Raw genomic sequence first — 18,427 nt, forward strand, 5'->3', positions numbered from 1 at the left:
TCGTTAAAGCAGGATGTGTGCCGGTTAATCCTGCTATATATATTAAGTATATGATTTTATTTTAAAAAATATTTATCAGAGGTGTGGGTGAGGGGGGTTGGGTGTACGGTGAGCAAAAGATTGTTTGATCAAATGATGAAATGGAGGAAGAGGTTCTTTATTTCATCAGGTGGATCGCAACCTCCCTGTTGCAGTGCATCAATGCCGGCACTCAGCCGTCGAGAATGCCGGCTTTTTTCAGGCGATACGCCAGAGCCGGTCGAGTCAGGCCCAGTAAGCGGGCAGCCTTGGAGACATTCTGATTGGCCTCCTCCATCGCCTTTTGCATTAAAATGCCTTCGACCTGGTCGAGGCTGATCTGTTGGGCGAATATCTGTTCCGGCCAGTCAGTTTGCTCAGTGCCACTGTCGCCGGTTGTGATATTGCCCTCTTCATCCACGCGCACGATACCGGCCGGATTCACCTCGGGTGGGGTGACGAACAGGGCTTCCTGGCTGATGGTTTCGTTGTTGTCTGTCAGGATTACACCCCGCTCGATGACATTCTCCAGCTCGCGAATGTTGCCCGGCCAGTGATACGCCAGGCAGAGTTCCAGGGCCTTGTCCGACAAGCCGAGCGTTCTTTTGTTGTACTGGGCGTGGAACTTCTCCAGAAAGTGCTCTACCAGTAACGGCAGGTCTTCCAGCCGTTCTCTGAGCGGGGGAATCTTTACCGGGAAGACATTTAACCGGTAGAACAGATCTGCCCGGAAGCGTCCTTCTTCCACGGCTTGCTCCAGGCTTTCGTTGGTGGCGGCAATCACCCGCACATTCACCTTGCGGGTTTTGTTGTCGCCGACCCGCTCCAGTTCACCTTCCTGCAAGACCCGTAACAGCGTGGCCTGGGCGCGAGGGGTTAACTCAACAACCTCGTCCAGAAAAATAGTGCCGCCATTGGCTCGCTCGAAACGGCCCTCCCGGGACTGGTTGGCACCGGTGTAGGCGCCTTTTTCAACGCCGAACAGCTCTGCTTCGATCAAATCCGGCGGAATGGCCGCACAGTTCACGGCCACGAACGGGTCCTCCGAGCGTTCGCTGCGCTGATGAACGCTGCGGGCAATCACTTCCTTGCCGACACCGGTTTCCCCCAGCAGGAGAACGGACACTTTGCCCTGGGCGGCCTTGTCGATCATTCGGCAAACCCGGTTGTACGACGGGGACTGTCCGATGCCGTAATACTGGCCCTGTTGCTTGTGCAGGCTGCTACGCAATGATGTCAGCTGTTCCTGCAGATCGTAGAGCTCTTCAATGAGTGGGTCGTCTTTGAAATAGCGGGAGAAGGCCTCGGCGTTTTCCCACTCCTCCGCCGGCCGGCCTTCGATAATGCACTTTTCATCACCGCAGCCACGACAACTGATTTCCTGGAAAATGATCTCCCGTCCCATGAAGGAGGAGCTGTAAGCGCAGGCATAGCCCAGTAAAACCCAGCAGGCCGGTTCATCCATCTGTCCCAGCTCGGTTTTGCAGATTTCCACCTCCCAGGAATTTTCCCATTCCAGAATACCGTGCAGGGCACCGGTTTCCCGGTCCAGGTCCAACTCGTGAGGTATAACTTTGACCATGCCCTTGAGTGCATGCAGCTGAGGGCCGGCCAGGAAAGTATCTATGTCGTCGGAGTCTGGCCGGAGTTTCCGTGCCAGCTCAGCGTCTTTAACGCCAGAGGTGTAACCCAGACGCAGGAAGAAGCCTTTGGCTCTTTCCACGCCCATGCTGTTGACGATCTCGCGACGAAAGGCCGCCAGAGACGCAAGGCTCATCAACAGAACCCGCTGCTCACCGAACCAGATCTTCCCTTCGTTGCTGTGAAACTGAATCTGATCCGTCAGATCCTTGAAATCTGTGTATTGGAGATTTGGCTTGTAGGTTTCAGCCATGACAGTCCCCCATTGTTGTTGTCAGTCGGGGAAGGCGTTCGCCGCCTTTATTTTGAACCCGCTATCTAGCCCATGATCGACGCCAAAAATCAATCCAAGGGTCAGGAGTTCAACCAAATCCTGCGGGCCAGGATACGTGTGACCAAATAGTCAGATCCGGGTTCCATTTCATTATTTGATCAAATTTGCATAGGTATTTTTGCGAACAAAAAGTGACCTGATAGGCCGGATTAGAACGCCTAGTCTAAAGATAATCCCTTCTAAAACAGCCGGCTAAATGAAGTTCAGTCCGGTTTTCCCGTTGCTGGCACAGCCGTTGCTCACCCTCCCTACAGCCAAATACAAATACAACGGGGCTAACCATGACTACCGAGATTCAACACAAATCGTTTGACGAGCTGACCCGTTACATCCGGGTGCGCAGTGAACCGGACGACCGCTTTGTCGAGTTCGACTTTGCGATCGGTTACCCGGAGCTGTTCGTGGAGCTCGTGCTTCCCCGCGATGCATTCAAGATTTTCTGCGAGCACAACAAGGTCGTTCACATGGACGCAGAGATGATCCGCGAAATTGACGAGGACATGGTCAAGTGGCGGTTCGGTGAGCGCGGCGAGCGCTACTAAGCAATCCATCAACTCCAGTTTCACAACAACAAAACGGAAAGGTTGATATGAGCATCGAAATCAAAACCGACTCGGTGGAGCCCATCCGCCAAACCTACAGCCACATCGCCCGGCGATTTGGCGAAAAGCCGGCAAGTCGCTACCAGGAAGCCAGTTACGACCTGGAAGCGAAGGTGAACTTCCACTATCGCCCGCAGTGGGATTCCCGCTACGAGCTCAACGACGAGCGTCGTACTGCCATCCGCATGGAAGACTGGTACGCGGTGTCTGACCCTCGCCAGTTCTACTACGGCGCCTATGTAGGCAACCGCGCGAAGATGCAGGAATCGGCGGAAACCAGCTACAGCTTCTGCGACAAGCGCAACCTGCTGGGCCGTCTGCCGGAAGAAACTCAAAAACAGATCCTGCGCCTGATGGTGCCGCTGCGTCATGTCGAGCTTGGCGCCAACATGAACAACAGCAAGATTGCCGGTGACGCGACCGCGACCACCGTTTCGCAAATGCACATCTACCAGGCCATGGACCGTTTGGGTATTGGCCAGTACCTCTCACGGGTTGCCCTGATGATGGATGGCACCACTGGTAAGGCTCTGGATGAGTCCAAAGGTTACTGGATGGACGATGAGCTGTGGCAGCCCATGCGCAAACTGGTTGAAGACTCCCTGGTGGTGGACGACTGGTTCGAGCTGACCCTGCTGCAAAACGTGCTACTGGACGGAATGATGTTCCCGCTGGTGTATCACCGGATGGATGCCTGGTTTGCCGAGCAGGGCGCCGAAGACATCTCCATGCTGACCGAATTCATGCGTGACTGGCAGAAAGAGTCGCTGCGATGGATCAACGCCATGATGAAAGCCGTGGCAGGTGAAAGCGAAGCCAACCGTGAACTGCTGCAGCAGTGGATTGACCACTGGGAGCCCCGTGCCTACGACGCCCTGAAGCCCATCGCCGAGGCCTCCACCGGCCTGGATGCGCTGGATGAAGTCCGGGCCGAACTTAACACCCGCCTGAAGAAATTTGGTTTGCAAAGCACAGGAGTGTCCGCATGAGTGAGCAACTCGTTTTTATCGTGTTCCAGGACAACGACAACGCCCGTTACCTGGCCGACGCCATCATGGCGGACAACCCCCACGCGGAGATGCAGCACCAGCCGGCGATGATCCGCATTCAGGCGGACAAGCGCCTGGTGATCAACCGCGAAACCATGGAGGAAGAGCTGGGGCGTGACTGGGATGTGCAGGAAATGCTTATCGATGTAATCAGCATCGGCGGCAACGTCGATGAAGACGACGACCACTTCATTCTTGAGTGGAACTGATCGGGAGACGAATCATGGCTGTTAAGAACAAGAAACTGAATCTCAAAGACAAATACCAGTACCTGACCCGTGACATGGCCTGGGAGCCGACGTACCAGAAAAAAGAAGACATCTACCCGGACGAATCGTTCGAAGGCATCAAGATTGTCGACTGGTCCCAATGGGAAGATCCGTTCCGCCTGACCATGGATGCCTACTGGAAATACCAAGCGGAGAAAGAGAAAAAGCTGTACGCCATTTTCGATGCTTTCGCGCAGAACAATGGCCACCAGAACATCACCGATGCCCGTTATGTAAACGCGCTGAAACTGTTCCTGACCGGTGTGTCACCGCTGGAGCATGCGGCGTTCCAGGGCTATTCCAAGGTTGGCCGCCAGTTCAGTGGTGCCGGTGCGAGGGTTGCTTGTCAGATGCAGGCGATTGACGAGCTGCGTCACTCACAGACTCAGCAGCACGCCATGAGCCACTACAATAAGCACTTCAACGGTCTGCACGATGCCGCCCACATGCACGACCGGGTGTGGTTCCTGTCCGTACCCAAGTCGTTCTTCGACGATGCCCGCACCGCAGGCCCGTTCGAATTCCTGACCGCGATTTCGTTCTCGTTCGAGTATGTGCTGACTAACCTCTTGTTCGTTCCGTTCATGTCTGGCGCGGCCTACAACAACGACATGGCCACTGTAACCTTCGGCTTCTCCGCCCAGTCAGACGAAGCCCGTCACATGACCCTGGGGCTTGAGGTGATCAAGTTCATCCTGGAGCAGCACGAAGACAACGTGCCCATCGTTCAGCGCTGGATCGACAAGTGGTTCTGGCGGGGTTTCCGCCTGCTGAGCCTGGTCAGCATGATGATGGACTACATGCTGCCGAAGAAGGTGATGAGCTGGGCAGAGGCCTGGGAAGTCTACTACGAGCAGAACGGCGGTGCGCTGTTCAAGGATTTGGAGCGCTACGGCATTCGCCCGCCGAAGTACGAAGACGTGGCCAACGAAGCCAAGCATCACCTGAGCCATCAGCTGTGGACCACCTTCTACCAGTACAGCCAGGCCACCAACTTCCACACCTGGATTCCGACCGAGGAAGAGATGGACTGGATGTCCGAGAAGTACCCGGACACTTTCGACAAGTACTACCGCCCGCGTTACGAGTTCCTGGCCAAGGAGCACGCGGAAGGCCGCCGCTACTACAACAACACCCTGCCGCAGCTGTGTCAGGTGTGTCAGGTGCCGACCCTGTTCACCGAAAAGGGCGATGCCACCAAGCTGAGCCACCGCCAGATCGAGCATGAAGGCGAACGCTACCACTTCTGCTCTGAAGCCTGCTGCGACATCTTCAAAGACGAGCCCGAGAAGTACGTGCAGGCTTGGTTGCCGGTACACCAGATCTACCAGGGCAACTGCGAAGGAGGCGATGTCGAGACGGTGGTTCAGAACTACTACCACATCAATATCGGCGAGGACAATTTCGAATACGTCGGCTCGCCGGACCACAAACGCTGGCAGTTCATCAAGGGCATGGCGCCGCAACAAAAAGGCGACGACCAGGCCGAGAAAACTGTTCAGAAACCCAACGCAGCCTGAAGCGGGACGGCCCGGTGCTCAAGCGTGCCGGGCCTGTCACCCACAAAAACAACAAGGTGATGATCATGAGTGTAAACGCCCTGTACGACTACAAATTCGAACCGCGCGACAAGGTAGAAAACTTCAATGGCATGCAGCTGGTGTATGTCCAGTGGGCCGGCCATCTGATGTTCTGCGCGCCCTTTGCCCTGCTGGTCAAGCCGGACATGAGTTTCCGCGCCCTGATCGATGATGTGCTGAAACCCGCAGTTGCGGCGCACCCCCAATCGGTCAAAGCCGACTTTTTGGAAGCGCAGTGGGAGCTGAACGGCGAGTCGTTCACGCCGAACGCCGACGCTTCCCTGGTGGATAACGGCATTGATCACAAAAGCATGCTGGTTGTGACCACACCCGGCCTGGACGGCATGTTTAACACTGGATACTGAGGTGCGCCATGACTCATTCCGTGACCATTGAACCGATTGGTGAACAGATTGATGTGGAGGAAGACCAAACCATCCTCCAGGCGGCTCTGCGCCAGGGTGTCTGGCTGCCATTTGCCTGCGGCCACGGTACCTGCGGAACCTGCAAGGTACAGGTGGTGGATGGTGATGTGGACGTCGGCGATGCCTCGCCGTTTGCGCTGATGGATGTAGAACGTGATGAAGGCAAGGTGCTGGCCTGCTGCGCCACCGTGGAAAGCGACGTCACCATCGAAGCGGATATCGATGTCGACCCGGATTTCGAAGGCTATCCGGTGGAGGATTACACCGCGACGGTTACCGAGATCACGGATTTGTCGCCGACCATCAAAGGGTTGCACCTGAAGCTGGACCGACCCATGACCTTCCAGGCCGGCCAGTACATCAACCTGGAGCTACCGGGTGTGGATGGCCCGCGCGCCTTCTCGCTGGCCAACCCGCCGAGCCAGGCAGACGAAGTGGAACTGCATGTGCGCCTGGTCCCGGGCGGTGCGGCCACCACCTACATTCACGAACAGCTCCAACCTGGCGATGAACTGAACCTCTCCGGACCCTACGGGCAGTTCTTCGTTCGCGATTCCCAGCCGGGCGATCTGATCTTTATCGCCGGTGGCTCGGGGCTTTCCAGCCCACAGTCGATGATTCTGGATTTGCTGGAGCGCAACGATGGTCGCCAGATCACCCTGTTCCAGGGGGCCCGCAATGTGCCGGAGCTCTACAACCGCGACCTGTTCGAAACACTCGCCCGGGATCACGACAACTTCACCTACATTCCGGCGCTCAACGACGCCGACAACGATCCCGACTGGAAAGGCTTCAAGGGCTTTGTCCACGAGGCGGCCAAGGAGCATTACGAAAGCCGGTTCGCTGGCAACAAGGCCTATTTGTGCGGTCCACCGCCAATGATTGACGCGGCCATCACGGCATTGATGCAGGGGCGCTTGTTCGAGCGTGACATCTTTATGGAGAAATTTCTGACAGCGGCGGACGGTGCGGAAGACGCCCAGCGTTCGGCCCTGTTCAAGAAGATCTGACCGGAGGTGCGCCATGCCGGCATACCAGGTGTTCAACCGAACCACGGGTGATTCCTTTACCTGTAACGGTGACCAGAGCGTGCTCAAGGCGATGGAGTTGGTGGGCAAAAAATGTGTTCCGGTGGGATGCCGCGGCGGAGGCTGCGGGTTCTGCAAGATCCGGGTAGTGGAGGGCGATTTCGAGTGCGGAAAGATGAGCAAGGCTCATGTACCGCCCGAGGCCCTGGCGCAGGGGGAAGTACTGGCCTGCCGTATCTATCCGCAAGCGGATTTAACGATCGAATGCGTGCCACAACCCGTGGACGCAATCGTGGAACAAGCAACACGAGCAAAGCAAACAACAACAAGACCGATGAGGTAACTGTCATGAAAAAAGGTGTTATGCGTCCCGGCCACGTCCAGATTCGCGTTCTGGACATGAAAGAAGCGGTAGAACATTACACGGATCTGGTGGGTTTGATTGAAACCGATCGTGACGACCAGGGCCGTGTGTATCTCAAAGCCTGGACCGAGGTGGACAAGTTCTCCGTGGTTCTGCGTGAAACCGACCAGCCCGGCTGCGACTTCATGGGCTTCAAGGTGCTGGATGAAGACACGCTGGTCAGCCTGACCCAGGGCCTGAAAGATTTCGGCCTGGAGGTTGAAGAGATTCCGGCTGAAGAACTCAAAGGCTGCGGCCGCCGCGTGCGCTTTACCGTGGCTTCTGGCCACGCCTTCGAACTGTATGCCGACAAGGAATACACCGGCAAGTGGGGTGTGACCGAAGTTAACCCTGAAGCCTGGCCCCGTGGCCTGAGCGGCATGAAGGCCACTCGTTTCGACCACGCCCTCTTCTACGGACCGAATCTGCCGGAAGTGCTGGATGTGTTCACCAACGTATTGGGCTTCCATCTGGCCGAACAGGTGATGGACCCGGACGGCAACCGCATTGCCCAGTTCCTGACCGCATCAATGAAGGAGCACGACATTGCCTTCATCCACAGTGATGAGCCCGGCCAGCTCCATCACACGTCTTATTACCTGGAAACCTGGGACGACGTGCTGCGCGCCGCCGACCTGATATCCATGACCGACACCTCCATCGATATCGGCCCCACGCGCCATGGCCTGACCCACGGCAAAACCATCTATTTCTTCGACCCGTCAGGAAACCGTTGCGAGGTGTTCTGCGGTGGTGACTACACCTACCCGGATCACAAGCCCGTTACCTGGACAGCCGACGAGCTCGGCAAGGCCATCTTCTACCACGATCGTGTGTTGAATGAGCGGTTCCTGACGGTATTGACCTGATCCCAAACCGATTGAACAGGATGAAGCAGCAATGAAAGAGATCAAGCATTACATCAACGGTGAGTATGTCGGTTCTGCCAGCGGTAAGCAGTTCGACAATGTGAACCCGGTGAACGGCCAGACCTTCGCCCGGGTTCACGAAGCCGGCAGGGAAGAGGTGGACGCGGCGGTGAAAGCCGCCCGCGCTGCCCTGAACGGTCCCTGGGGGAAGATGACGCTGGATGAGCGCACCCGGATTCTGCACAAAGTTGCTGATGGCATTAACGAGCGCTTTGACGAATTCCTGGAAGCGGAATGTCTGGATACCGGCAAGCCGAAAAAAATGGCGAGCCATATCGACATTCCCCGGGGCGCGGCCAACTTCAAGGTATTCGCCGACATGATCAAGAACGTGCCCACCGAATCCTTTGAAATGGCAACGCCTGACGGCTCCGGTGCGCTGAACTACGCGGTGCGTCGCCCGAAAGGCGTGATTGGTGTGATCAGCCCCTGGAATCTGCCATTGCTGCTGATGACCTGGAAAGTCGGCCCGGCACTGGCGTGTGGCAACACCGTGGTGGTTAAACCCTCGGAAGAGACGCCCACCACCACCGCCTTGCTGGGCGAAGTAATGAAAGACGCCGGCGTGCCGGATGGTGTGTACAACGTGGTGCACGGCTTCGGCGGTGATTCCGCCGGCCAGTTTCTGACCGAACATCAGGACGTGGACGGTTTCACCTTCACCGGCGAAACCACCACCGGTGAAACCATCATGAAATCTGCCGCTAAGGGCATCCGGGATATTTCCCTGGAGCTGGGTGGCAAAAACGCCGGCCTGGTGTTCGCCGACTGCGACATGGACAAGGCCATTGAAGGCACCATGCGCTCGGCATTCGTGAACTGTGGCCAGGTGTGCCTGGGCACCGAACGGGTGTACGTGGAGCGCTCCATCTTTGATGAGTTTGTCTCCCGCCTGAAAGCAGAGGCCGAAAAGCTGCGCATTGGTCCGCCCGATGACGACGCTGCCAACTTCGGCCCGCTGGTCAGCCTCAAGCACCGGGAGAAGGTGTTGTCCTACTACCAGAAAGCGGTGGAAGACGGCGCGACCGTGGTCACCGGTGGTGGTGTGCCGGACATGCCGGAGCAATACGCCGGCGGCGCCTGGGTACAACCAACCATCTGGACCGGGTTGTCCGAGGATTCGCCGGTGGTCACCGACGAGATCTTCGGCCCGTGCTGTCACATTCAGCCCTTCGATTCCGAAGAGGAAGCCATCGAGCTGGCCAACCGTCTGCCCTATGGCCTGGCGTCCGCCATCTGGACCGAGAACGTCAGCCGCGCACACCGTGTGGCAGGGCAGGTCGAAGCCGGCATTATCTGGGTGAACAGCTGGTTCCTGCGGGATCTGCGCACGCCCTTTGGTGGCAGCAAGCAATCCGGTATCGGCCGTGAAGGTGGTGTGCACTCCCTGGAGTTCTACACCGAGATGAAAAACGTCTGCATCAAGCTGTGAGGTCATCATGAATGCATCTGTAGACAGCCCGGAAATAGGGCGGGAAATAATCGCGGCCGGCTACCGCACCAACGTCCATGACCATGGCGAAGGCGGCTTCCCGGTAATGATGATTCACGGCTCCGGGCCCGGCGTTACCGCCTGGGCCAACTGGCGCCTGGTTATTCCGGAGCTGGCCAAACATCGCCGCGTGGTGGCTCCGGACATGCTGGGTTTCGGCTACAGCGAGCGCCCGGAAGATCAGATCTACGACCGTGAACGCTGGGTTAAACATGCCGTCGGGGTGATGGACGAGCTGGGGCTCGAACAGGTCGACCTGGTGGGCAATTCCTTCGGTGGCGGCCTGGCACTGGCGCTGGCCATTGAACACCCGCAACGGGTGCGCCGCCTGGTGTTGATGGGCTCGGTGGGTGTGAGCTTTCCGATCACCAAAGGCCTGGATGAGGTCTGGGGCTATGAGCCTTCCATTGAGAATATGCGCCGGCTGATGGATGTGTTCGCTTACAACAAAAATCTGTTGACCGACGAGCTGGCGGAAATGCGCTACCAGGCCAGTGTGCGCCCTGGCTTCCAGGAATCCTTTGCCGCCATGTTCCCGGCACCGCGCCAGCGCTGGGTGGACAACCTGGCCAGCCCGGAAGAGGACATCCGTAAACTGCCTCATGAAACCCTGATTCTGCACGGCCGGGAAGACGAAGTGATTCCGCTGGAAGCGTCTTACAAGCTCGCCGAATTGATTGACCGGGCGCAGCTCCATGTCTTCGGCCGTTGCGGCCATTGGACCCAGATTGAACACGCCGGCCGTTTTGCACGGCTGGTGAACGATTTCCTGCACGAAGCGGATCAAGCCGCCGGAGGTAAATAATGGAACAGGCAAAGATCCAGGCGTTTGGCGATGAACTGTACGAGGCGCTGGTAAACCGAGAAGCGGTACCACCGCTGACCAGCCGCGCTGACGATATCACCATCGAGGACGCCTACCACATTTCCCTGCGCATGCTGGAGCGTCGGCAGCAGGCCGGTGCCCGCATCATCGGCAAGAAGATCGGTGTTACCAGCAAAGCCGTGATGAACATGCTGAACGTGCACCAGCCTGATTTTGGTTACCTGACCGACGACATGGTGTTCAACAGCGGCGAGGAAGTGAACATCAGTGACCGCCTGATTGCACCCCGCGCTGAGGGCGAGATCGCGTTCATTCTCAAGAAGGATCTGACCGGCCCGGGCGTGACCAATGCCGACGTGCTGGCAGCCACCGAGTGCGTGATGCCGTGCTTCGAAATTGTCGATTCCCGCATCAAGGACTGGAAGATCGCCATTCAGGACACCATCGCCGACAACGCCTCCTGCGGTTTATTTGTGTTGGGCGACAAAGCCGTTTCACCGCGTGACGTGGATCTGGTGACCTGCGGCATGGTGGTGGAGAAGAACGGTTCGATTATCAGCACCGGCGCCGGTGCGGCGGCCCTGGCGTCGCCGGTGAACTGCGTTACCTGGCTGGCCAACACTCTCGGTGAGTTCGGTATTTCACTGAAAGCCGGAGAGGTGATTCTGTCCGGTTCGCTGGTGCCACTGGAGCCGGTGAAAGCCGGTGATCACATGCGAGTTGACATCGGTGGCATTGGCAGTGCGTCGGTCTGTTTCTCATGACCCCTGGCTGGCGACAAGAACAAAGAGGACATTGCTATGAGTAAGAAAATCAAAGCCGCCATCATCGGCTCGGGCAACATCGGCACCGATTTAATGATCAAGATTCTGCGCAACGGCCAGAACATCGAGATGGGCGTGATGGTCGGTATCGACGAAAAATCCGACGGCCTGGCTCGTGCCAACCGTATGGGCGTGGCCACTACCGCCGAAGGCGTGGAAGGCCTGGTGAAGATGCCGGAGTTTGCCGACATCGATGTGGTATTCGATGCCACCTCCGCCGGCGCCCACCGTCATAACGATGTGTTCCTGCGTGGTTACAAGGAAGGCATCAAGATGATCGACCTGACGCCAGCGGCCATCGGCCCGTACTGCGTCCCGGTGGTGAACCTGGAGAAGCACCTGAAAGAAGGCAACGTCAACATGGTCACCTGCGGTGGCCAGGCCACCATTCCCATGGTGGCGGCGGTCTCCAACGTGGCCAAGGTGCACTACGCCGAAATCGTCGCCTCCATTTCCAGCAAATCCGCTGGCCCCGGCACCCGGGCCAACATCGACGAGTTTACCGAAACCACCTCCAAGGCCATCGAAGTCGTCGGTGGTGCCGAAAGAGGAAAGGCGATTATCATCCTGAACCCGGCCGAGCCGCCGCTGCTCATGCGCGACACCGTCTATGTGCTGTCCGACAAAGCCGACCAGGCGAAGGTAGAGCAGTCCGTGGAAGAAATGGCCGCGGCCGTGGCCAGTTATGTGCCCGGCTATCGCCTGAAGCAGAAAGTCCAGTTCGACGAAATTCCCGAAGACCAGCCCATCAACGTGCCGGGCCTGGGGTATTTCAGTGGCCTGAAGACCTCCATCTTCCTGGAGATCGAAGGGGCTGCCCATTACCTGCCGGCGTATGCGGGCAACCTGGACATCATGACCTCCGCCGCGCTGGGCACCGCCGAGCGTATCGCTGAATCGCTGGTCAACTGAGGAGGAACGAACAATGACTCATAACCCCGGTAAAAAACTCTACATCTCCGACGTGACCCTGCGCGACGGCAGCCACGCGATTCGCCACCAGTACTCCATCAAGAACGTGCAGGACATTGCCCGTGCCCTGGACAAGGCGAAAGTCGATTCCATCGAAGTGGCCCACGGCGATGGCCTGCAGGGTTCCAGCTTCAACTATGGCTTCGGGGCCCACACCGATCTGGAGTGGATCGAAGCGGTGGCCGAAGTGGTGGAACACTCGCAAATTGCCACCCTGCTGCTGCCCGGTATCGGCACCGTGCATGACCTGGAAAACGCCTACCAGGCCGGCGCCCGCATTGTGCGTGTGGCCACCCATTGCACCGAAGCGGACGTTTCCCGGCAGCACATCGAACACGCCCGCAAGCTGGGCATGGACACCGTTGGCTTCCTGATGATGAGCCACATGCAGACCCCGCAGGGCCTGGCGGAACAAGCCAAGATGATGGAGGACTACGGGGCCACCTGCCTGTACGTGGTCGACTCCGGCGGTGCCATGAACATGAACGACATTCGTGACCGCTTCCGCGCCCTGAAAGACGTGCTCAAACCGGAAACCCAGACCGGCATTCATGCCCACCACAACCTGGCCTTGGGTGTGGCCAACTCCATCGTCGCGGTGGAAGAGGGCTGTGACCGCGTTGATGCCAGCCTGTCCGGCATGGGCGCCGGTGCCGGCAATGCGCCGCTGGAAGTGTGCATCGCCGCTTTCGACAAGATGGGTTGGGATCACGGCACCGACGTGTACGCCCTGATGGACGCCGCCGACGACATCGTTCGCCCGCTGCAGGATCGTCCGGTCCGGGTGGACCGTGAAACCCTGGCGCTGGGCTATGCCGGTGTGTACTCCAGCTTCCTGCGCCATTCGGAAGTGGCGGCCAAGAAATACGGCCTTAAGACCGTGGATATTCTGGTTGAGCTGGGCAAGCGCCGCATGGTGGGTGGCCAGGAAGACATGATTGTGGACGTGGCGCTGGATCTGTTGAAAGCGCAAGAGGAGCAAAAGGCATGAGCAAGACACTGAGCAACGAACAGATGCTGGCGCTGGCCGAGCACGTGGAAAATGCGGAATTGCAGGCCCACGACATCACCAAGGTCACCAACGACTACCCGGACATGACCTTCGAGGACGCCTACGACGTGCAGTGGGAAATCCGCCGTCGTAAGGAAGAGCGGGGTAACAAGGTCGTGGGCATGAAAATGGGCCTGACCTCCTGGGCCAAGATGGCGCAGATGGGCGTGGATACTCCCATCTACGGCTTCCTGGCGGATTATTTCAGTGTGCCGGACGGTGGTGTGGTTAACACCAAAGAGCTGATCCATCCGAAGATCGAGGCGGAAGTGGCCTTTGTCACCAAGAAGCCTCTGCACGGTCCGGGTTGCCACATTGGTGATGTGCTGGCGGCCACCGACTTCGTTATTCCCGCCGTGGAAGTGATCGACTCACGCTATGAAAACTTCAAGTTCGATCTGGTGAGTGTGGTGGCGGACAACGCCAGTTCCACCCGCTTTATCACCGGGGGCCAGATGGCCGATGTCTCGGACGTGGACCTCAAAACCCTGGGCGTGGTGGTCGAGAAAAACGGTGAAGTGGTGGACGTTGGCGCCGGCGCCGCCGTGCTTGGCCATCCGGCCTCCAGCGTGGCCATGTTGGCCAACCTGCTGGCGGAGCGTGGTGAACATATCCCGGCTGGCACTTTCATCATGACCGGTGGCATTACCGCCGCCATCGCCGTGGAAGCTGGCGACAACATCACCGTTCGTTATCAGGGCCTGGGTACCGTCTCGGCCCGCTTCGAATAAGGAGGCTCTATGCCGATTGCGCAGATCAACATTCTGGAAGGCCGGACCGATGAGCAAAAGGAAGCGCTGATCAAGGAAGTCAGCGAGGCTATCGTGCGTTCGCTGGATGCGCCGATCGAAAGTGTGCGGGTTGTCATCAACGAAATGCCCAAACAGCACTTCGGCATTGGCGGGCGATCGGCGGAAAAACTCGGGCGTTGACGTCCACTCGGGGCCGGCAGGCCCCTCACTCAAAACCACTACAAATACAAAAATGGTGAACATTATGAGAACGACCAAACTGCTTGCCGCCGCCGGTACGCTCGGCCTGGCTTTATCCGCAGCTCCCGCCCTGGCCGTAAATGGCCACTACGTGGGTGGCATTGAAGGTACCAAAGGACCAACTGTGCCGCCGGAAGGGTTTTATTACCGTGGGTACCTGTTGCACTACGATATCGATAGTGTTCAAGACGGTGATGGCGACAAGGTCCCCGGTGATAATGGCGGCTCGGTTTCAGCCTTTGCCAACCGATTCATCTATGTGACTGATAAAAAATTCCTTGGTGCGGATTATGGCATGGAGGCAATTGTGATCGGTCAACGTAATGACTTTGACTTCAAAGGCATGGGGGTAGATGAAACAGAAACCGGAATTGGTGATGTTTTTCTGGGTCCATTAATTTTGTCGTGGCACGGTAAGCAATGGGATTCCGTGTTTGCTGCGGGCCATTGGTTTGATACCGGTGACTACGATGCCGCAGATCCTGCGTCTATCGGCAAAGGCCATGGCACCACGATGCTGACGCTTGGAGGTGCCTGGTACTTCGACGAGCAGCGTGACTGGTCGTTCTCCGCATTGTCCCGTTATGAAATCAAAACCGAGCAGGAAGATACGGACATCACCAAGGGTGACAGCTGGATTGTCGAGTGGGCGCTTGGCAAGGTTCTGGATAACGGCGTGGAAGTTGCGCTGGCCGGTTATGACGGCTGGCAGTTAGAGTCGGACAGCGGGACGCCTGCACCAGGCCCGAAGGTTGAACAGCACGCCATTGGTGCCGAAGTGACCTTCCCGGTCAAAGCGATTGGCGCCCAGCTCAGCGGCGCGGTGTACACCGAGTATGCCAACAAAAATCGCCCCGAAGGCAACCTGTTCCGTCTGCATTTAACCAAAGCCTTTTAAACCCGACAGGTTATCGCGATCGGCAAACAGACAACCCGTGCCGGCGTATTTTGCGCCGGCTCAGGGTTGATGGTCGTAACAAAGGCAATGGGTGCATTATGTCGGAATCACGCCAACACGAATTTCTCCAAACAACTTCCAGACTGACTGAAACAGCTGTTCTGACCATGCTCCAGGCAGCAGTGGGTAAGGCTGAAGATTTAGGCATTCGCGCGACTATAGCTGTCACGGATTCGTCCGGACGTTTGCTGGGTTACCTGAAAATGACGGACTCATTTCTGGTGTCCTCCGAGCTTGCCCGCAAAAAAGCGATTACGGCTGCCGGAATGGCCACCGAAACGGTGGAGCTGGAAGGCCTGCTGGCATCAGCCCCTGACCGGGTATTGAATGGTCTTACCTCAACCGAGGACTTTACTGTCGTCGGCGGCGGAGTGCCCCTGTTTCGGGACCAGATGCTGGTTGGCGGTATTGGTGTATCCGGAGGTTCGGAAGATCAGGATGTTGAGTGTGCCCGTGTAGCGGCTCAGGCAATACAACTGTTACGGAACACGAAATGACAGCGGCCCCATTACTGGCAAGTCCTTTAAGTGAACTGGCACAGGCGTTGGAGGCTGGAAATCTCACCAGCGAGAAGCTGGTCGCCTCCGCCATCGAGGCTTATCGCGCCAGTGACGACAACGCCTACATTCAATGGTGCCCGGAGCAGGCACTGGCGCTGGCGAAAGCCAGTGACCGGGCCCGGAAGGCCGGTGCCTTTACCGGCCCTTTGATGGGCTTGCCGGTATCGGTGAAAGACCTGTTCGGTGTGCCGGGACTGCCCATTCACGCCGGCTGTGCCCGGCCATTACCGGAAAGATGGCAGGCAGCAGGGCCTGTGATCAAAGCGCTAAGCGCCCAGCTGGCACCGGTGATGGGGAAAACCCATTGTGTGGAACTGGCGTTTGGCGGGCTTGGTACCAACAGCCACTGGGGAACGCCGGCAAACCCCTGGGACAAACAGGTTCACCGTGTGCCGGGTGGTTCCAGTTCGGGTGCCGGGGTGTCGCTGGTTAACGGAACAGCGGCGCTGGCGCTGGGGACAGACACCGCCGGGTCCATCCGGGTGCCAGCCAGCATGACTGGCGTAGCAGGGTTGAAGCTGACAGCCGGGCGCTGGCCCACCCAACAGATTGTTCCGCTGTCCCACACGCTGGATACACCGGGATTAATGGCCCGGCGGGTTGATGATCTGGACTATGCTTTTCGCGCTCTTGATCCGGTTGTCAGCAAGCAGCGGGTGGTGCACACAAGCGCTTCGGAGTTGGCTGACCTGACATTCGGCGTACCAGCTGCATTCTTTTGGGAAAACTGCAGCCCCGGTATTGCGGAAGCGGTGGAGGCAGCGCTTAAGATGATTGAGCGTGCGGGCGCACGCCTGGTGCCTTTTGAGCTGCCAGGTGTGGAACAGATTCATGAATTATTCCTGAAGGGTGGGGTGGCCGCACCCGAGCTGGCCGCCTTCATTCGAGAAGACATGCCGGAAATTGTGGCCTCGCTGGACCCCAATGTGGCGGCGAGGTTGCACACGGCCGAAGAGCTGTCAGCCTGGGAGTATATTCAACGCCTGCAGGTGATGACACGACTCTCCGCCGAGGCAGCCAGTCAGATGCAACAGGTTGATGCCGTCCTGACCCCGACCGTCACCCTCACCCCGCCCACTGTGGATAGCCTGAAAGATCCAAAGGCCTACACGGCTGCCAATATGCAGGCCCTGCGTAACACAGCAATCGGCAATTATCTGGGGCTTTGTGGGCTGAGTTTGCCGGTCGGGCTGGACAAAGCCGGGTTGCCGGTAGGTATGCAGGTTTTGAGCAGGCCATGGCAGGAGGAGCGCCTGCTGGGTATTGGTCAGGCCATTGAACGTAGCATCGGGTGCGGCCCTGATACACTCGGGCATCATTGCTGAGCGTTATTGGATGAACTTGATGAATCAGAGGTTTGCTTGACTGCTTTAAATGTTCTGATGATTGGTGCCGGTGGCATCGGTGGCTACTATGCGGCAAAGCTGGCGCAAGCGGGCCATAACATCGTCCTGTCTGCTCGGGGCGAGCACCTTGAAGCCCTGCAGGCAAACGGGCTGGTCGTTGATTATGAGGGGGCTGTCACTCACCACGATCTGCCGGCGTTTGATCACCAGGCTCTGATGAGAACGTACCGGGCGGATGATTTCGACCTGATTGTCATTGCCCTGAAATCCACCGCCACGGATTCGGTGATGGTTGAGTTGTCAGAGTGGCTGCAGGGTGGCTCAGTGCCCGTGTTGTCCCTGCAAAACGGGGTGGATAACGAACAGCGTATCGCCCGGGAGGTTGGTGAACAGCGAGTGCTGGGCGGTCTGGCCGTGCGCATTGGTGGTCATATCACAGAGCCTGGCAAAGTTTACGCCGAAGGCGTGGCTCAGATTGTTTTGGGGGCCTGGCCGGTACAGGCCCGGAACGACCCGCGCACCGGCCTGCTGGCGAGACTGGAGAGAGAATTCACTGAAGCTGGCATACCCACGCGTGTGACCGACGACATTCATTACGAACTGTGGCGCAAGCTGGTGATCAATAATGGCGTGAATCCGTTGTCGGCGCTGACCCACCTGGACACCCGCACTCTGACCCACCATCCGGAATTCGGAAAAATGGTGTACGGCATGATGGCGGAAACCGTCCAGGCCTCAAAGGCCGATGGTGTGAACCTGACTGAGCGTGATCTGGATGAAATGTTTGACCTGATCAGCAGCTTCAATGCCATCAAAACTTCCATGCTGGTGGACCAGGAAAAAGGCCGGCCGCTTGAGCTGGACAGCATTTCCGGTGCTGTACTTCGTCGCTGCCAAAGCCTTGGGATCGAAGCGCCCTATACCCGTACGGTGCATGCACTTCTGCAACATCGAAATGTCCGCTAACTGCTAACTCCCTTCCACTTAAAGGTTATAAGAAATCATGAATGAGCTGATGTCACAAGCCGTGGACCTGATGATTGCCGGCATGGGCTTTGTGTTTGCGTTCCTGATCATCCTGGTGTTCGCAACCACGTTCATGTCCAAACTCATCCTGCGGTTTGCGCC

General features: G+C 57.8%; 21 protein-coding genes. 20 read left to right on the forward strand and 1 reads right to left on the reverse strand.

Features of this window, described 5'->3' with window-relative positions; translation table 11 throughout:
• Nucleotides 1-211: 211 nt before the first annotated feature.
• Nucleotides 212-1,912, reverse strand: a complete 1,701-nt coding sequence (locus BMZ63_RS03610; protein ID WP_091701757.1) for a sigma-54-dependent Fis family transcriptional regulator — start codon at nucleotides 1,910-1,912, stop codon at nucleotides 212-214.
• Between the two features lie 362 nt (nucleotides 1,913-2,274).
• On the opposite strand from BMZ63_RS03610, the gene BMZ63_RS03615 reads away from it, so the two are divergent.
• The 20 genes from BMZ63_RS03615 to BMZ63_RS15110 all read left to right on the forward strand — a co-directional run.
• Nucleotides 2,275-2,535 carry a phenol hydroxylase subunit gene (locus tag BMZ63_RS03615; RefSeq protein ID WP_091701759.1) on the forward strand — a complete coding sequence of 87 codons (261 nt, stop codon included), beginning with the start codon at nucleotides 2,275-2,277 and terminating at the stop codon, nucleotides 2,533-2,535.
• Nucleotides 2,536-2,582: 47 nt separating this feature from the next.
• Nucleotides 2,583-3,584: an aromatic/alkene monooxygenase hydroxylase subunit beta gene (locus BMZ63_RS03620; RefSeq protein WP_091701762.1), complete on the forward strand. Its 1,002-nt coding sequence runs from the start codon at nucleotides 2,583-2,585 to the stop codon at nucleotides 3,582-3,584.
• Complete coding sequence (locus BMZ63_RS03625; RefSeq protein WP_091701766.1) at nucleotides 3,581-3,853, forward strand: MmoB/DmpM family protein; 273 nt, start codon at nucleotides 3,581-3,583, stop codon at nucleotides 3,851-3,853. The genes BMZ63_RS03620 and BMZ63_RS03625 overlap by 4 nt, the downstream gene beginning before the upstream one ends.
• A 14-nt stretch (nucleotides 3,854-3,867) precedes the next feature.
• Nucleotides 3,868-5,433 (forward strand): aromatic/alkene/methane monooxygenase hydroxylase/oxygenase subunit alpha, encoded by a 1,566-nt coding sequence (locus BMZ63_RS03630; RefSeq protein ID WP_091701768.1) that lies wholly within the window; start codon nucleotides 3,868-3,870, stop codon nucleotides 5,431-5,433.
• 65 nt (nucleotides 5,434-5,498) lie between these two features.
• Entirely contained in the window at nucleotides 5,499-5,858 is a 360-nt protein-coding gene (locus BMZ63_RS03635) for a phenol hydroxylase subunit P4 (RefSeq protein ID WP_091701867.1), read from the forward strand.
• Between the two features lie 8 nt (nucleotides 5,859-5,866).
• Nucleotides 5,867-6,928 (forward strand): NADH:ubiquinone reductase (Na(+)-transporting) subunit F, encoded by a 1,062-nt coding sequence (locus BMZ63_RS03640; RefSeq protein WP_091701771.1) that lies wholly within the window; start codon nucleotides 5,867-5,869, stop codon nucleotides 6,926-6,928.
• A gap of 13 nt (nucleotides 6,929-6,941) precedes the next feature.
• Complete coding sequence (locus BMZ63_RS03645; protein ID WP_091701774.1) at nucleotides 6,942-7,289, forward strand: 2Fe-2S iron-sulfur cluster-binding protein; 348 nt, start codon at nucleotides 6,942-6,944, stop codon at nucleotides 7,287-7,289.
• 5 nt (nucleotides 7,290-7,294) lie between these two features.
• Complete coding sequence (locus BMZ63_RS03650; RefSeq protein WP_091701777.1) at nucleotides 7,295-8,218, forward strand: catechol 2,3-dioxygenase; 924 nt, start codon at nucleotides 7,295-7,297, stop codon at nucleotides 8,216-8,218.
• A 31-nt stretch (nucleotides 8,219-8,249) separates the two neighbouring features.
• Nucleotides 8,250-9,710: a 2-hydroxymuconic semialdehyde dehydrogenase gene (locus tag BMZ63_RS03655; RefSeq protein WP_091701779.1), complete on the forward strand. Its 1,461-nt coding sequence runs from the start codon at nucleotides 8,250-8,252 to the stop codon at nucleotides 9,708-9,710.
• A 7-nt stretch (nucleotides 9,711-9,717) separates the two neighbouring features.
• On the forward strand, nucleotides 9,718-10,575 hold the full coding sequence (locus tag BMZ63_RS03660; RefSeq protein ID WP_091701783.1) for an alpha/beta fold hydrolase: 858 nt from the start codon (nucleotides 9,718-9,720) through the stop codon (nucleotides 10,573-10,575).
• Nucleotides 10,575-11,360: a 2-oxopent-4-enoate hydratase gene (dmpE, locus tag BMZ63_RS03665; RefSeq protein ID WP_091701784.1), complete on the forward strand. Its 786-nt coding sequence runs from the start codon at nucleotides 10,575-10,577 to the stop codon at nucleotides 11,358-11,360. The genes BMZ63_RS03660 and dmpE overlap by 1 nt, the downstream gene beginning before the upstream one ends.
• Before the next feature lie 36 nt (nucleotides 11,361-11,396).
• On the forward strand, nucleotides 11,397-12,332 hold the full coding sequence (locus tag BMZ63_RS03670; RefSeq protein WP_091701787.1) for an acetaldehyde dehydrogenase (acetylating): 936 nt from the start codon (nucleotides 11,397-11,399) through the stop codon (nucleotides 12,330-12,332).
• Nucleotides 12,333-12,345: 13 nt separating this feature from the next.
• Nucleotides 12,346-13,383 carry a 4-hydroxy-2-oxovalerate aldolase gene (dmpG, locus tag BMZ63_RS03675; RefSeq protein WP_091701789.1) on the forward strand — a complete coding sequence of 346 codons (1,038 nt, stop codon included), beginning with the start codon at nucleotides 12,346-12,348 and terminating at the stop codon, nucleotides 13,381-13,383.
• Nucleotides 13,380-14,174 (forward strand): 2-oxo-3-hexenedioate decarboxylase, encoded by a 795-nt coding sequence (gene dmpH / locus BMZ63_RS03680; protein WP_091701792.1) that lies wholly within the window; start codon nucleotides 13,380-13,382, stop codon nucleotides 14,172-14,174. Before dmpG ends, dmpH begins: the two co-directional genes overlap by 4 nt.
• 9 nt (nucleotides 14,175-14,183) lie before the next feature.
• On the forward strand, nucleotides 14,184-14,375 hold the full coding sequence (locus tag BMZ63_RS03685; protein ID WP_043313090.1) for a 2-hydroxymuconate tautomerase: 192 nt from the start codon (nucleotides 14,184-14,186) through the stop codon (nucleotides 14,373-14,375).
• A 64-nt stretch (nucleotides 14,376-14,439) separates the two neighbouring features.
• Nucleotides 14,440-15,333 (forward strand): SphA family protein, encoded by an 894-nt coding sequence (locus tag BMZ63_RS03690; RefSeq protein ID WP_177187019.1) that lies wholly within the window; start codon nucleotides 14,440-14,442, stop codon nucleotides 15,331-15,333.
• Nucleotides 15,334-15,431: 98 nt separating this feature from the next.
• Nucleotides 15,432-15,890 (forward strand): GlcG/HbpS family heme-binding protein, encoded by a 459-nt coding sequence (locus BMZ63_RS03695; protein WP_080950548.1) that lies wholly within the window; start codon nucleotides 15,432-15,434, stop codon nucleotides 15,888-15,890.
• On the forward strand, nucleotides 15,887-17,278 hold the full coding sequence (locus BMZ63_RS03700) for an amidase (RefSeq protein ID WP_091701797.1): 1,392 nt from the start codon (nucleotides 15,887-15,889) through the stop codon (nucleotides 17,276-17,278). The genes BMZ63_RS03695 and BMZ63_RS03700 overlap by 4 nt, the downstream gene beginning before the upstream one ends.
• A 36-nt stretch (nucleotides 17,279-17,314) precedes the next feature.
• The gene (locus tag BMZ63_RS03705; protein WP_227663492.1) at nucleotides 17,315-18,265 is read left to right on the forward strand and encodes a ketopantoate reductase family protein; all 951 of its coding nucleotides are present in this window, start codon (nucleotides 17,315-17,317) and stop codon (nucleotides 18,263-18,265) included.
• Between the two features lie 37 nt (nucleotides 18,266-18,302).
• The coding region (locus tag BMZ63_RS15110; protein ID WP_177187020.1) for an OadG family protein at nucleotides 18,303-18,427 on the forward strand (125 nt) is incomplete at its 3' end.

This window comes from Marinobacter persicus, assembly GCF_900114155.1.
GTDB lineage: Bacteria > Pseudomonadota > Gammaproteobacteria > Pseudomonadales > Oleiphilaceae > Marinobacter > Marinobacter persicus.